11 protein-coding genes and 1 pseudogene are annotated in these 14,706 nt (G+C 38.6%); 5 read left to right on the forward strand and 7 right to left on the reverse strand.

Features of this window, described 5'->3' with window-relative positions; translation table 11 throughout:
* Positions 1 to 618 (forward strand): annotated as a pseudogene (locus HMPREF0693_RS07715) (hypothetical protein); the annotation flags it as partial.
* A 137-nt stretch (positions 619 to 755) separates the two neighbouring features.
* Here the strand turns inward: HMPREF0693_RS07715 and HMPREF0693_RS18550 are convergent.
* From HMPREF0693_RS18550 to asnS, 4 genes are all read right to left on the reverse strand, one after another.
* Positions 756 to 938 (reverse strand): type II toxin-antitoxin system TacA family antitoxin, encoded by a 183-nt coding sequence (locus HMPREF0693_RS18550; protein ID WP_004244661.1) that lies wholly within the window; start codon positions 936 to 938, stop codon positions 756 to 758.
* A 104-nt stretch (positions 939 to 1,042) separates the two neighbouring features.
* Positions 1,043 to 2,233 carry an amino acid aminotransferase gene (locus tag HMPREF0693_RS07720; RefSeq protein WP_004244662.1) on the reverse strand — a complete coding sequence of 397 codons (1,191 nt, stop codon included), beginning with the start codon at positions 2,231 to 2,233 and terminating at the stop codon, positions 1,043 to 1,045.
* A gap of 352 nt (positions 2,234 to 2,585) precedes the next feature.
* Positions 2,586 to 3,701: a porin gene (locus HMPREF0693_RS07725; protein ID WP_004247675.1), complete on the reverse strand. Its 1,116-nt coding sequence runs from the start codon at positions 3,699 to 3,701 to the stop codon at positions 2,586 to 2,588.
* A gap of 341 nt (positions 3,702 to 4,042) precedes the next feature.
* Positions 4,043 to 5,443 (reverse strand): asparagine--tRNA ligase, encoded by a 1,401-nt coding sequence (gene asnS / locus HMPREF0693_RS07730; protein WP_004244664.1) that lies wholly within the window; start codon positions 5,441 to 5,443, stop codon positions 4,043 to 4,045.
* A gap of 73 nt (positions 5,444 to 5,516) precedes the next feature.
* Here asnS and HMPREF0693_RS07735 point away from each other — a divergent pair, with 73 nt between their 5' ends.
* Entirely contained in the window at positions 5,517 to 5,708 is a 192-nt protein-coding gene (locus tag HMPREF0693_RS07735) for a hypothetical protein (RefSeq protein ID WP_004244665.1), read from the forward strand.
* A gap of 14 nt (positions 5,709 to 5,722) precedes the next feature.
* Here HMPREF0693_RS07735 and pncB read toward each other — a convergent pair whose 3' ends face one another.
* Complete coding sequence (pncB, locus tag HMPREF0693_RS07740; protein WP_004244666.1) at positions 5,723 to 6,937, reverse strand: nicotinate phosphoribosyltransferase; 1,215 nt, start codon at positions 6,935 to 6,937, stop codon at positions 5,723 to 5,725.
* A gap of 341 nt (positions 6,938 to 7,278) precedes the next feature.
* Here pncB and pepN point away from each other — a divergent pair, with 341 nt between their 5' ends.
* Positions 7,279 to 9,894 (forward strand): aminopeptidase N, encoded by a 2,616-nt coding sequence (gene pepN, locus HMPREF0693_RS07745; protein WP_004244668.1) that lies wholly within the window; start codon positions 7,279 to 7,281, stop codon positions 9,892 to 9,894.
* A gap of 161 nt (positions 9,895 to 10,055) precedes the next feature.
* Here the strand turns inward: pepN and HMPREF0693_RS07750 are convergent, their stop codons facing one another.
* A complete protein-coding gene (locus tag HMPREF0693_RS07750; RefSeq protein WP_004244669.1) occupies positions 10,056 to 11,087 on the reverse strand; it encodes a PDDEXK nuclease domain-containing protein in 1,032 nt (343 codons plus the stop codon).
* 356 nt (positions 11,088 to 11,443) lie between these two features.
* On the opposite strand from HMPREF0693_RS07750, the gene pyrD reads away from it, so the two are divergent.
* Positions 11,444 to 12,454 carry a quinone-dependent dihydroorotate dehydrogenase gene (gene pyrD, locus HMPREF0693_RS07755; protein ID WP_036932283.1) on the forward strand — a complete coding sequence of 337 codons (1,011 nt, stop codon included), beginning with the start codon at positions 11,444 to 11,446 and terminating at the stop codon, positions 12,452 to 12,454.
* 214 nt (positions 12,455 to 12,668) lie between these two features.
* The gene (locus tag HMPREF0693_RS07760; protein ID WP_004244671.1) at positions 12,669 to 13,220 is read left to right on the forward strand and encodes a cell division protein ZapC; all 552 of its coding nucleotides are present in this window, start codon (positions 12,669 to 12,671) and stop codon (positions 13,218 to 13,220) included.
* A 266-nt stretch (positions 13,221 to 13,486) separates the two neighbouring features.
* On the opposite strand, the gene HMPREF0693_RS07765 is transcribed toward HMPREF0693_RS07760, so the two are convergent.
* Entirely contained in the window at positions 13,487 to 14,629 is a 1,143-nt protein-coding gene (locus tag HMPREF0693_RS07765; RefSeq protein WP_004244672.1) for a YcbX family protein, read from the reverse strand.
* Positions 14,630 to 14,706: the final 77 nt, after the last annotated feature.

Consider the following 14,706-nt stretch of genomic DNA (forward strand, 5'->3'; position numbering starts at 1 on the left):
CCAGAAAAAGAAGCTTTTCCGATAAATATTAAATGTATTGATGGTTATGCCTACTATGTTGGCCCAGGAAGAGATATTTATAAACGAATCGATATTGGTCAGTGGCAACAGATACAAAATGGTATTCCAGAGAGTAAATTCAATACAGATATGGGGTTTGATGATCTCGATGGTTTCTCTGAGCAGGATATGTATGCCGTTGGCGGTGCAGGTGATGTTTGGCATTATAATGGCGAAATCTGGATCCCTTGTGGTTTTCCCTCTAATGAGCAATTAAGTGCAGTATTGTGTGCCCCTGATGGTTATGTGTATATCGGCGGTGAAGGGGGCAGTTTATGGCGAGGGCGTGAATACCAATGGGAAAAACTTTATCACGGCAGTTCGGCTATTTTACTGAACCAGTTGCGTTGGTTTGAAGATAAAGTGTGGGCATGTGATGACTATCGCTTACAGTGTTGGAATGGTAAAGAAATGGTCCGTCCCAAGGATGGTGATAGAAATGTTATCGCCTCAGGTCATATGGATGTCCGCGATGGGATTTTAGTTGTAGCTGATGATTATAATGTTGATCTGTATGATGGAACCGCTTGGCATAAGATAGTGAGACCTTATAAATAATAGGATTATTGTGAACATCAAGGCCTTATTGGAACTTACCCCTCCAGAGTTCTAAAGCCTTTTCACCGGAGGAAAAACCTCCAGCATATGGCCTATTTTGAGTGGTTCAGGTGCTGTCAGTTTCAATGTCATTCCTCTTAAGGGGATTTAGACATCACTGTTTTTCGTAATGTCTCGTTGCTTACAAGTGTTGCATCAAGCGGGTTGATAAATTCCTGATAAACTTCGGGATTAACATTTATGACTCGCAGATCTTTCAGTGTTTCTTCAGCTGAACGTCGAACGGCTTTCAAAACAAATTCAGTATGGTTTTTTCCCACAGCACGAATAAAACAATAAAAAACCCAACAACGTATCTAATTAAACGCTGTTGGGTTATAAAACGTGTTATTTAACTGTATGCTTTAAAACGATGAAAAAGCCATTAAAGTACAGCGACAATGGCTTCACACAATGGAACCATATTTTCCAGTGTTAAGCCTGCGACATTAATACGACCAGAGCCGACAATATAAATACCATATTCAGCACGTAGACGTTCAACTTGCTCTTTATTAAGGCCACTAAATGAGAACATACCATTTTGGTCAATAATAAAGCTGAAATCTTGTTTTGCGCCTTTTTCTTGTAAGGTTGTCACCAGCAATTGACGCATACGCTGAATGCGCTCACGCATTGTGGTGAGCTCTTCAATCCACTCTTCTTTTAACTCTGGGTTAGATAAAATAGTGGTCACCACAGATGCACCATGTGCCGGTGGATTAGAGTAGTTTGCGCGAATAATCGCCTTGGCTTGGCTAAATGCTTTCTCAGCAGTATCGCTCTCTTTTGCGACAATAGTGCAAGCACCTACACGCTCATTATAAAGGCCAAAGTTTTTTGAATATGAGCTTGCAACAATCAGCTCAGGATTGCTTTCAGCAAACAGGCGTAAGCCTTGCGCGTCTTCTTCAAGACCATTAGCAAAACCTTGGTAAGCAAAGTCAAATACTGGTAACCAACCTTTCTCTGCGGATAAGGCAGCCAATTGACGCCATTGCTCTAACGTTGGGTCAATACCACTTGGGTTATGGCAACATCCGTGGAACAGCACAACATCACCTGCTTGTGCATTTTGTAGGCTAGCTAGCATACCTTCAAAATCTAAACCGTGGCTTTCGGCATCATAATAATCATATTGGCAAATCTCTAAGCCTGCAGTCTGAAAAATATTATTATGGTTTGGCCAAGTCGGGTTACTTATCCATACACGTTTAGCATTAGTTTGCTGAGCAATAAAGTCCGCAGCAATACGTAATGCTCCAGTACCACCCGGAGCTTGTGCTGTACGTGCACGTTTTTCTGTGATGATAGGGTGTTGTTCACCAAACAACAGTGCTTGAGTGACCGCACCAAACTCAGGAATACCGCTAATAGGAAGATAATTTTTAGTGGTTTCGTTTTCTAATAAATATTTTTCTGCTTTTTTAACGGTGGTGAGTACAGGTGTTTTACCTGTTTCATCCTTATAAACACCAATCCCTAAGTTAATTTTGTTTTCACGAGTATCAGAACGGAAACTATCAGCTAAACCCAGAATAGGATCGGCTGGTGCAGCAATGATTTTCTCAAACATAGTGTAATTATTCCCTAAGCTCAAAACGAAGCCGAATTATGAGTAACAAGAGTAACGCTATAGAATCGGTTTGCCAACAGTTTGTAGAGAAATTAGCAAGAAGTTGTGAACTAAGTGAGAATAAATAGCAAAACAAGATGTAAATAAGTAAATCTTTCGTGATTACATTAACATGTAAATATAACCACTAAAAATAACCAATAGTTTAGTATAATAAACTGTTTATCTTGGTATTAGAAAAGGAGGAACAGAAAAGCGAGCAATATAAATAGGATAGGCAAATAAAAAAGCAACACCGAAGTGTTGCTTTTCAAATCAATTAACTTGACTGTTTAATTACCTTAAAGGGTAATTAGAACTGATAAGTCAGACCTAAACCAACTACGTTGTCAGTTGCAACGCCGTTAGCTTTAGTGAAGTCATCTTCATCTAACAGGTTGATTTTGTAATCAACAACTGCAGTCATGTTTTTGTTAAATTTGTAGAAAGAACCTACAGAGATATATTTAACTAAATCATGGTTGTTGTCTTTCAGACCGCCAACACCATTATTCAGATCTTTACCTTTAGATTGAACATAACCTAAAGATGGTTTGATACCTAAATCAGCAAAGTCATACTGTGCAGTTAACTCGATATTTTGAGTTTTGTTTGCAATTGCACCGTCACCATAGTAGTTCATGTTACGGGTTTCACCGTACATTGCTGCTAAGTAAACATTGTTAGCTTCGAATTTACCACCAACGTTCCATGCTTCAGCACGTTTACCAGTAGCATCACTCTTATGTTCTTGCCAGTTAGTACGAGCAGAACTTGAGTAACCACCACCCAGTGTTACGCCCCAGCCTAAGTTATAAGCTGTAGAGAAACCAAAACCGTCGCCATTTGCTTCAGCGTTGTCTTTACGTTTATTGTTGGTGTTTTCGTTATTTTTGCCTTGATATTGCAGAGCAAAGCTTAAACCATCAACATAACCGAACATATCGGTGTTACGGTAAGTTAATACGCCAGTAGTACGGCTAGTCATATAAACGTCAGTTTGCGCCATGGAGTCACCACCCCATAAAGGCAGAACGTCAGTCCATGCGTTGGTGTCATAAATTACACCGTAGTTACGACCGTAATCTAAAGAACCGAAGTCAGCAAATTTCAGACCAGCATATGCTAGACGAGTTTTAGCTTTGTTCTCGCCTTCAGTAGTGTTTGTTTTAACTTCGTATTCAAAACGACCGAAACCAGTTAAATCTTTATTGATTTGAGTTTCGCCTTTGAAACCGATACGTGCACGAGAAGCGTCACCGCTTTCATGATCGCCTTTAGTATCAGCATCAGCGAAGTAATGACGAACGTCAACTTTACCGTAGATATCTACTTTGTTGCCGTCTTTGTTGTACATTTCAGCTGCGTTTGCTGCACCAGCAAACATTAAAGCTGGGATTACCACTGCAAGAATATTGCGCTTCATCATTATTATTACCCTCATTGGTGTTATTCAGACACCTTTGCCACTGCCAGAAATAGTTTCTTAATTTTTATGGAACTATTTATGAGAGTTAAGTGTCGTCTGTGTCGGGTGACAGTGTTCCATTGGTAAAAAATTTTATCTACCCCGAATTTGCTACAAAATCGAAAAAAGTGTAACAAATTGTAACAATGTATTTCAAAGTATGTATTTGGGGGAACTTTTCCATCAAATTGTAGCCATGCATAAAAAAAGCCAACCCTGAGGTTGGCTTCTGGTATAACTAAAGTTAGTACAATTAATCAGCAACACAAATGTTTTTTGTTGGCTGCTAATTAATCAAACTATTAGAAATCGACATTTCTTGGTGTACGTGGGAATGGGATCACTTCACGAATATTTGTGACGCCAGTCACATAAGCAACTAAGCGTTCAAAGCCGAGACCAAAACCAGAGTGTGGTACTGTGCCATAACGGCGTAAATCACGATACCACCAGTAGTCTTCTTTATTCATACCCATCTCAGCTAAACGTTTATCAAACATCTCTAAACGTTCTTCACGTTGAGAACCACCAATGATTTCACCGATACCTGGTGCTAACACATCCATTGCCGCAACTGTTTTACCATCTTCATTCATACGCATATAGAATGCTTTGATATCTTTCGGGTAGTTCTTCACAACCACAGGGGCTTTAAAGTGTTTCTCAGCAAGATAGCGCTCATGCTCGGAGGAGAGGTCGACACCCCAATAAACTGGGTTTTCAAATTTCTGGCCGCAATTTTCTAACACAGTAATCGCATCTGTGTAGTCAATTTGTGCGAAATCAGAAGCGATAAAGTGCTCTAAACGTGTAATGGCTTCTTTATCAACGCGTTGAGCAAAAAACTCCATATCATCTCTGCGCTCAGCTAACACGGCAGAAAAGGCATATTTCAGCATTTTTTCTGCTAATCCGGCGATATCATTCAGATCAGCAAAAGCCACTTCAGGTTCAACCATCCAGAATTCAGCTAAGTGACGACTAGTATTTGAATTCTCAGCGCGGAAAGTTGGGCCGAAAGTATAGACTTTACTTAATGCAGAGGCATAAGTTTCGCCGTTTAATTGTCCTGATACGGTTAAGAAAGCTTCGCGACCAAAAAAGTCTTCGCTAAAATCAACTTCACCTTTATCAGTACGTGGCAGGTTGTTCATATCTAAGGTAGAGACACGGAACATTTCACCCGCACCTTCGGTATCCGCCGCCGTAATTAATGGCGTAGAAACCCAGAAAAAGCCTTGTTCATCGAAGAAACGATGTAGTGCTTGTGCCAAGGTATGGCGAACACGTGCAACAGCACCAATTAAGTTTGTGCGTGGACGAAGATGAGCAACTTCACGCAGATACTCAACGCTGTGACGTTTAGCGGCCATCGGATAAGTTTCCGGATCATCAACCATTCCTACTACCACAACTTTGGTCGCATGAATTTCAAAGTTCTGACCTTGACCCGGAGATTCAACAATTTTACCGGTGACTTCCACAGAGCAACCTGTGGTTAAGTGCAGCACTTCATCTTGATAATTCGGTAAATTATTATTAATGATGGCCTGTACTGGATTAAAGCAGGAACCGTCATAGACGGTAAGGAATGAGATACCAGCTTTTGAATCTCTTCTTGTACGTACCCAACCGCGAACGGTGACGTCTTCGCCAACCGCGATACGGCCTTGCAGTACGTCGACTACAGGCGCAACGATCATAAATAAATCTCTCTTCGTTTAATTAAAATAATTGTTTAGTAAATTCATTCTGCCCCTGTCGGACAGTTTTTCTATGTTACTTGCAATAGCGCAGGAAACAAGTAGGAAATTTCAGTTTAAAGAGGGAATCAGCAAGAGAAAAGCCTTTATAGAAAATATTTTGCTAAAAATAGGTAAAATCAGTCGAATAGTGGGGGTGATAGCAAAAAGAAAGGGCAATATTGGCCCTTTCTTTATAGATAGAATAGATAGAGTGAATAAATAGCGATTTAATCTTTATTAACAAGCTTGCCTAACAAGAGGAACATCAAAGGCTTTACGTAGCTTGTCGACAAACTCATCATCTTCACAAATGGTTTTACCTGGACTATCTGATAATTTAGCAACAGGTTTACCATTACACTCCACCAGCTTAATCACAATATTAAGAGGTGTAATATTCGGGATATTACAAGTCAATCTGGTGCCGATACCAAAAATTAAGCGGATACGCTTATGGAAATGCTTATAAAGTACTAAGGCTTTCTGAAAGTCGAGGCTATCAGAGAATACCAATACTTTACTCATCGGATCGATACCGAGCTTTTCATAATGAGCAATGGCTTTTTCACCCCATTCAATCGGATCACCTGAGTCATGACGTAACCCTTGATAACGGCTGGCGAATGGCATATCAAAGTCACGCAGGAATGCATCCATAGTGATACAATCAGTGAGTGCAATACCGAGTTGATCTGGGTATTCATCTAGCCATGATTGCAATGCAGCCCGTTGACTATTGGCAAGCTCAGGACTAATTTGCTGATGTGCTTGGAACCATTCATGGGCTTGTGTGCCTACGGGCGCCAGTTGCATACGTTCAGCAAAATGATAGTTACTAGTGCCGATAAGATAAGGGAAATGATTTTTTAATTCATCGACAATGGCACGTTGCACATCATAAGAAAAGCGACGACGAGTACCAAAATCCATCAATTTGAAATCCGCTAAATCAATCTGTTGTTCAGCCGCATCACGATAGAAAATATCGATAAGTTTGCGTAATTGAATAACGGCGTCATCAGCGGTGATTTGTGGCGAACGAGCACGGTGGACAATTTCACTCACCAATGCTAACAAAGGAACTTCCCATAAAATAACTTCACGCCAAGGGCCAGTTATCTTAATCGTCAATTGATTGTCAGCAGTGGTCGCGATATGCACTTGCTCGGGTTTAAAGCGAAAATGTTTAAACCATTGCAGATAGTCATTTTTAAAGAAAGGCAGGCTTTGAAGATAGCCAAACTCTTCATTAGTTAATGACAAGTCTGCCATCATATCCACTTGATGGCGTAAGGTTGTTGCATATTCACCTAGACGTTCATCACTCCGGCAGCGGAATTCAGCAACGACAGGAATATCACTATAATGATGGTAAACCGCCTGTTGCATGTGGAGCTTGTATGCATCGGTATCCAACAGTGATGTAATAATCGGTGTAGCGTCTAAAATCATAGCGCGTCAAGCATCCTCACGGAGCGTTTTTATGTCAGCTAAATCGTTAAGGTTGGAGAGTATACCCGAATATGATGATAATGCGTCACTATTCGTTAATATTTCTCTGCGACATAAAAACAAGCTGTAAATCTCTATTGAGTTTACCACGTTAAACATAATTTGGGAGTATGTTAGCATCAATTAGCAAATAAATTAGTTACACATATTAATATCCCATTAACATTCTATTGACTTTTAATGTGCTCAATTGAATATTCGACTAGCTAAACCGTTTTTTGACGAGTAAGCTTTGGTTATATAACCGTAAAATAGTCGTGTTAACTAAAAGGTTTTTTTCTATGACACAACAAAGAATTGCTAAATATCGTAAAGATTACCGCGCCCCAGATTACACCATCACTGATTTGCATCTTGATTTTATCTTAGATAAAGAAAAAACACAGGTTACTGCTATTAGCCAATGCAAGCGCTTAGCGACAACGGCAACGTCGTTGGTGTTAGATGGGGAAGATTTAACATTAAAATCTATTTTTGTTAATGATGTTGCTTGGACACACTATAAAGAAGAAAACGGCAAACTCATCATTGACCAATTGCCTGAACAGTTTACGTTAAAAATTGTTAATGAGATTAACCCATCAGCTAATACCGCTTTAGAAGGGTTATATGTTTCTGGCGATGCGCTATGTACACAGTGTGAAGCGGAAGGCTTCCGTCATATTACTTATTATTTAGATAGACCGGATGTTTTAGCGCGCTATACCACTACGATCACTGCAGATAAAAAACAGTATCCTTATCTATTATCTAATGGTAACCGTGTTGCACAAGGTGATCTTGAAGATGGTCGTCATTGGGTGACTTGGGAAGATCCACATCCTAAACCAAGTTATCTCTTTGCATTAGTGGCGGGAGACTTTGATGTATTACGCGATACATTTAACACTAAAAGTGGTCGTGAAGTTGCTTTAGAGTTATTTGTCGATAAAGGTAATCTTGATCGTGCTGATTGGGCGATGACATCACTAAAAAATGCCATGAAATGGGATGAGTCACGCTTTAATTTAGAATACGATCTCGATATCTATATGATAGTCGCTGTTGATTTCTTTAATATGGGGGCAATGGAGAATAAAGGGCTTAATGTCTTTAACTCTAAATATGTTCTTGCTAAAAGCGAAACAGCAACAGACAAAGATTATTTAGGGATTGAATCTGTTATTGGCCATGAATATTTCCATAACTGGACAGGTAACCGTATTACTTGCCGTGACTGGTTCCAATTAAGCTTAAAAGAGGGACTAACGGTTTTCCGTGATCAAGAATTTAGCTCTGATTTAGGCTCTCGCTCAGTTAATCGTATCAATAACGTGCGTGTTATGCGTACAGCACAGTTTGCCGAAGATGCAAGCCCAATGGCTCATCCAATTCGTCCAGATAGTGTGATTGAAATGAATAACTTCTATACCTTAACGGTATATGAAAAAGGGGCGGAAGTGATCCGTATGATCCACACGCTACTCGGTGAAGAGAAATTCCAAGCGGGTATGCAGATGTATATTCATCGTCACGATGGTAGTGCAGCGACCTGTGATGATTTTGTACAAGCGATGGAAGATGCCTCTAATGTTGACCTGACTTTATTCCGTCGTTGGTATAGCCAATCAGGTACACCGGTATTGACTGTACGTGATAGCTATGACGCACAAAAACAGCAATATACATTAACCGTCAGCCAAATGACGCCACCAACGGCAGATCAGGCGGAAAAACAAGTTCTACATATTCCGTTAGATATTGAATTATATAATCAACAAGGGGAGGTTATCCCTTTACGCTCACAAGGTCAGCCGGTTTCTAATGTATTAAATGTGGTGAGAGAAGAGCAGCAGTTTATTTTTGATGATGTTGCTCAACAGCCAATTCCTTCATTATTGCGAGAATTCTCTGCGCCAGTAAAACTTGATTATCCTTTTACGGATGAGCAACTCTCATTCTTAATGAAACATGCACGTAATGCTTTTTCTCGTTGGGATGCGGCGCAATCTTTATTAGGTCGTTATATTAAAGAAAACGTTTCGCGTGTTCAAAAAGGGCAACCATTAATTTTACCTGAAATGGTAATTGATGCTTTCCGTGCTGTATTGCTTGATAAAGATATCGATCCTGCCTTGGCGGCACTTATTCTGACATTACCTACCGATGTTGAAGCGGGCGAAGCTTTTGCTATTATCGATCCTATTGCTATTCATCAGGCCTTAGGTTTTATTCGTAAAACTTTAGCCACTGAAATGGCTGATGAGTTCTCTGCGGTTTATCACTCAATGCATATCGGTGCTTACCGTGTCGATCATGGTGATATTGCTAAACGTGATTTACGCAATGTCTGCTTGGGTTATTTAGCCGTTGAAAACCAGCAAACGGGTAATCAATTGGTTGAAGCGCAATATCACAATAGCGACAATATGACCGATGCACTCGCGGCCTTAAATGCTGCAGTAATGGCACAATTACCTTGTAAAGAGGCACTATTACAAGAGTTTGATGATAAATGGCATCAAGATGGCTTGGTAATGGATAAGTGGTTTAGCTTACAAGCAATGAGTCCGGCAACTGATGTATTACAAACAGTACGCAGTTTGCTATCACATCGCTCTTTTACTTTAGCTAACCCAAATCGTACTCGTGCTTTAATCGGTGCGTTTGTGAATAATAACCCTGTGGCTTTCCATGCAGAAGATGGCTCAGGTTATTTATTATTGACAGAAATTCTGACTGACTTAAATAGCCGAAATCCACAGGTTGCATCTCGTCTTATTGAGCCGTTTATTCGTTTGAAACGCTATGATGCTAATCGCCAAGAGAAAATGCGTGCCGAGTTATTAAAGCTAAAAGCCCTTGATAACTTATCAGGTGATTTATATGAGAAAATCACTAAAGCATTAGCGGATTAACACTATATCGCTATCACTAAGTAAGTGATAAGAAGGTATTAAGTTAGCATGATAATTAGATCCCCAGCATATTCTGGGGATTTTTTATGGTAAGTATTTCATACAAAAAATTATAATGGTTTAATAATATGTATTGAATAAAAGCTAAGGGGTTATGACTATTATTCAAATAATTTTTGGCGTTCTTTTTCTAATTGTAAAATTAATTCTTTTTCGCTTGGTAATTCAAGCATATATTTTGAAGCGAATAGCTGTTTACTTTCATTTAGAATGGAGTATTTGGCTACTGTGTGATTTTTTTCAGTGCAAAGAATTAGCCCTATGGTTGGATTATCATCATGACGGCGTTTTTTCTCTTCATACATGCGGACATACATATCCATTTGCCCAACATCTTGATGGGTGAGTTTATGCATTTTTAAGTCTATTAACAAAAAGCATTTTAAGTGAAAGTTATAAAAAACTAAATCAATATAGAAATCACCATCATTAGTACTAATACGTTGTTGTCGTTCGACAAAAGCAAACCCTTTTCCTAATTCGAGTAAAAATTCTTTTAGGTTTTCTATTAAAGTTTGTTCTAGTTTATTTTCTTGCAGGATACTACTAGGTAGTCCTAGAAAATCAAAAATATAGGGATCACGTAAATAATCTTTGACTGAAGTTGCGAGTTCAGTAGTTTTTTGTTTTCCTTCAGCTAATACAGGATAAATACTTTGCTGTTTCCCCTGTGTTGAAAGTAATCGTTCATAATATAATGTGCTAATTTGTCTTTCTAATGCACGGGCGGACCAAGATTGTGTAATTGCTTCATCTATATACCATTGACGGGCGAGTTCATTCTTTAGTTTTAGTAGCGTTCTATAATGAGTCCAACTTAATTCGTGACGCACTGCGTCACGAATTGGAAATGTGAGATAAAATTTCCTCATATATCGAAGATTTGAGGTATCAAATCCTTTACCAAATTCTTTTGTTAATTCAGCTGATAAAGTTTGTAAAACTCTTTTTCCAAATTTTGCTCGATTATCTCCATGTTGTTCATCTTCAACAATTAAACGACCGATTTCCCAATATGTTTGTACCATTATGCTGTTTACTGCTTGTACTGTGTTTTTTCTACCTTGTATCAAGAGGTTTCGAATATTCGTAAGTAAAGGGGGGTGCGTGTTAATGGTTTTTTTATCGTTCATAAAGTAGTTTCCATTTTTGAGTATAAAAGACTCTTTTACTCAATTTACTATCCAAGTTTAGCGCTACTGAATTGCTAGGATTTAACTAGTGTTATATTGCTCAATAATTGTAGAAAACTTTATTTATTGATAAATATGAAAAAAATCTTAAATATTGATTTTTTTAAGTTTTTTGAGATGTTACATCATCTTAATGAAAGGAGAATTGTGCGAGGGACATCATAAACTGGGGATTTTTTATGGTGAATTGTGCAATTGAAACGTTTACTTTTCGTGCTTTTATCTATATGATGCTCGACGCTTAAATCGTCGTAGACATATCATTCCTAATACCCGATATTCTCAATGGAGATCGTATGTATTATTCCTTAGTAAGGAAGGCATTGTTTCGGCTAGATCCTGAACGTGCCCATGATTTTACCTTTCGTCAGTTAAAACGCTTATCTCATTCCCCATTTCAATTTCTTATTCAACAATCACTTCCTGCCAAACCCGTTTCTTGTATGGGACTTTCATTTAAAAATCCTCTCGGTCTTGCCGCCGGCCTTGATAAAAATGGTGATTGTATTGATGCACTAGGGGCAATGGGTTTTGGCTTTATTGAAGTCGGTACTGTTACACCACGAGCACAAGTAGGTAATGACAAACCGCGTCTCTTTCGCTTAGTAGAAGCTGAAGGCTTAATTAATCGAATGGGGTTTAATAATTTAGGGGTTGATAACCTAATAGAGAATGTAAAACAATCTCAATATGGTGGTGTGCTGGGTATTAATATCGGTAAAAATAAAGATACCCCCGTAGAGCAAGGAAAAGATGATTACTTAATCTGTATGGAAAAAGTTTACCCTTATGCAGGTTATATTGCGATTAATATCTCTTCACCTAACACCCCCGGCTTACGGACACTCCAATATGGTGAAGCATTAGACGATTTATTATCTGCGATTAAAAATAAACAACTTGAGTTACAAGGGAAATATCAAAAATATGTGCCTGTGGCCGTTAAAATTGCCCCTGATCTTACTCATGAAGAATTAATCCAAGTTGCAGATAGCTTAGTGCGTCACCATATTGATGGCGTAATTGCGACCAATACAACATTAGACAAATCATTAGTGAGTGGATTAGATCACTGCAATGAAGCCGGTGGGTTAAGCGGTCGCCCGGTTCAATCAAAAAGTACACAAATTATTCGACAACTAAATGAAGAGTTAAAAGGCACTTTACCTATTATTGGGGTAGGGGGGATTGATTCATTGACTGCCGCACGCGAAAAAATGGATGCAGGTGCTTCTTTAATACAAGTCTATTCAGGATTCATTTATCATGGTCCTGCACTTATAAAATCTATAATTAATCATATTTAATTACATTCAATAATCAGTTAAGGGCTTTTCTTCTGCCCTTAACTCGTTTATATTGCCTCTAGTTGATTATTTTTTATTAAATGGCAGTGATTGTGCTTAATTAATAAAAAAATGAACCCTGTTTTTGTTAGGTGGTATTAAATATTTTATTTAGGTTATTTAATATTGAGTATCAGAGAAAAAAGCAGGTAATAAATCGAAGGGGGAATAATTAGTGATAATAAAACCCGATGATCGCTGGCGCTGGTATTTTGATGACGAGCAACAAAAGTTGATGCTCGATTTAGCTAATGGAATGATTTTTCGTAGTCGTTTTCCAAGTAAAATGCTAAGTGCAACTGCTCATCAATCATCACCTTTTACTGTTGATGATGCTGCTCTTTATTATGGATATGATGAGCAAATCCGCCAGATTGATATGCCTTCTGAGTCGCGAGCAGAATTAGCGTTAAACGCATTAATAGCCCATCGTTTTTTAAAGCCATTAATGCCTAAGAGCTGGTATTTTGAAGTGAGTCATTCATCAACCCGCCCTTATTTAGCTCAAGTGGTGGAAGCCGCATTGAAAGATAGCAATGAAAAAGTGCTTTTTTTAGTGGCAGAAGTGGGAGAGCAAGCCTGTTTATGCTTATTAGCCCAGCCTCAGTTAGCATTATTTGATAGAACACTAACGTTTTGTGATCCACTAAAAATCATGAATGATCGGTTAAGTGAATATCATAAACAGTCTGAGCCAAGATCGTTTTTGTACGAAAAAGTCATCTAATAAAAGAGTAAAAAGGACTTACTCTTTTATTTTCACTTATTGTTTATAATATGCTAAAAACAATTGGCCTTAAACAACACTTCCTAAAATCAAATCTGCATTATTCTCTTTTTGCAACAAATTTATAAAAGTAAATAAAGTGAGTTTATAGTTAATTTAAAATTGAGTTATTGATGAGATAATTCTTAATCAGCAGAGCAGATCATGCAAAATAAAAAGAAGATAAGGACAGTTTACCTTCTTTTTATTTGTGATAAAGATAAGCGTTATTTTTTATTAAGTGAAAGTTTTACATTGCCTTTAGGAACACAACTACATGCGAGTATTCTGCCAGAACGTTTTATGGCACCTGCTTTTAATGCATTGACATCACCTTCATCTAATTGAATAACACAAGAGCCACAAATCCCCGCACGACAACTATAGGGAATAGCATAACCGTGATTTTCCAGTTGCTCTAACAACACCTCTTGATTATTCCCGGCAAAGCTGATGCCATTAAATTCAATAGTGACAGCTTGTTTTGGCTCTTGAGCGGAGGCTGCTGTAACCGCATTGTCAGTTGCTGGTTCGGTTGTTTGCTCTGTTGTTTGTAAATAAGATTTCGCTTCTTTATAAGCTAATATTTCAACTTTATCCCCAACACGAATAATACCTGATTGGCGAATGATAATATTTTGACCAAAATCCACATCGCCTTTTTCATCTGTACGGAATGTTTGCAGTGTTGCTAACGGTTCTGTGGTAGGATGCTTAATGCCTTTATCGATACTGATAGTGGTCATAATACAGCGACTGCAAGGCTTGACTAAGTCCATGACGACAGAGCCAATACGGATTGTTTGCCAGCTATCTTCTGCAAAAGGTTTTGCACCTGTGATGATGATATTACCGCGAAATTGCTCAATATTGATTGAAGCTGGGCAACGCTGTTGCAGAGACTGAAATGAGGCTTCATTAATCAATAGATAAGGGTAACCGTCAGCGAACGAAACCGCGGTTTCAGGAGATTTTTTTACTCGACGTGTTGATTTTTCACCCGTCCAGCGAAGTTGTACATCCATGCCTAAATAGCGGCTGAACCATTGATTTATTTCATCTGGGGCAACATAAGCGGTAAAATGATTTCCCCACACTTCAGTTGGTTGTAATGAAGATTGAAAATCCTGATAAGTAATGGCAATTCCTTCACCATCGGGTGCTTGAATATAAATACCATTTGTCATTACAGTGGGAATAAAACACAGCAACAAAGGGTATTTACGTGCGGTGATAAATGTCCCCTCAGGGGTCGTTATCATAAAATCACGATCAAACGTGAAGCCGCTTTCACGGGCAAAGGCTTGAGAAAGACGAGTCCCTTTCATTGATTTTACAGGGTGTATATAAAGGCGTGATACGTTGATCATCAGTGCTCCCAAAAAGGTTTTATTATTTTTTTATCGTCAGTAACTTTATGACAACGTAATACAATTAGCTATAATGC

Origin of the sequence: Proteus mirabilis ATCC 29906 (assembly GCF_000160755.1) — a bacterium.
Lineage (GTDB): Bacteria > Pseudomonadota > Gammaproteobacteria > Enterobacterales > Enterobacteriaceae > Proteus > Proteus mirabilis.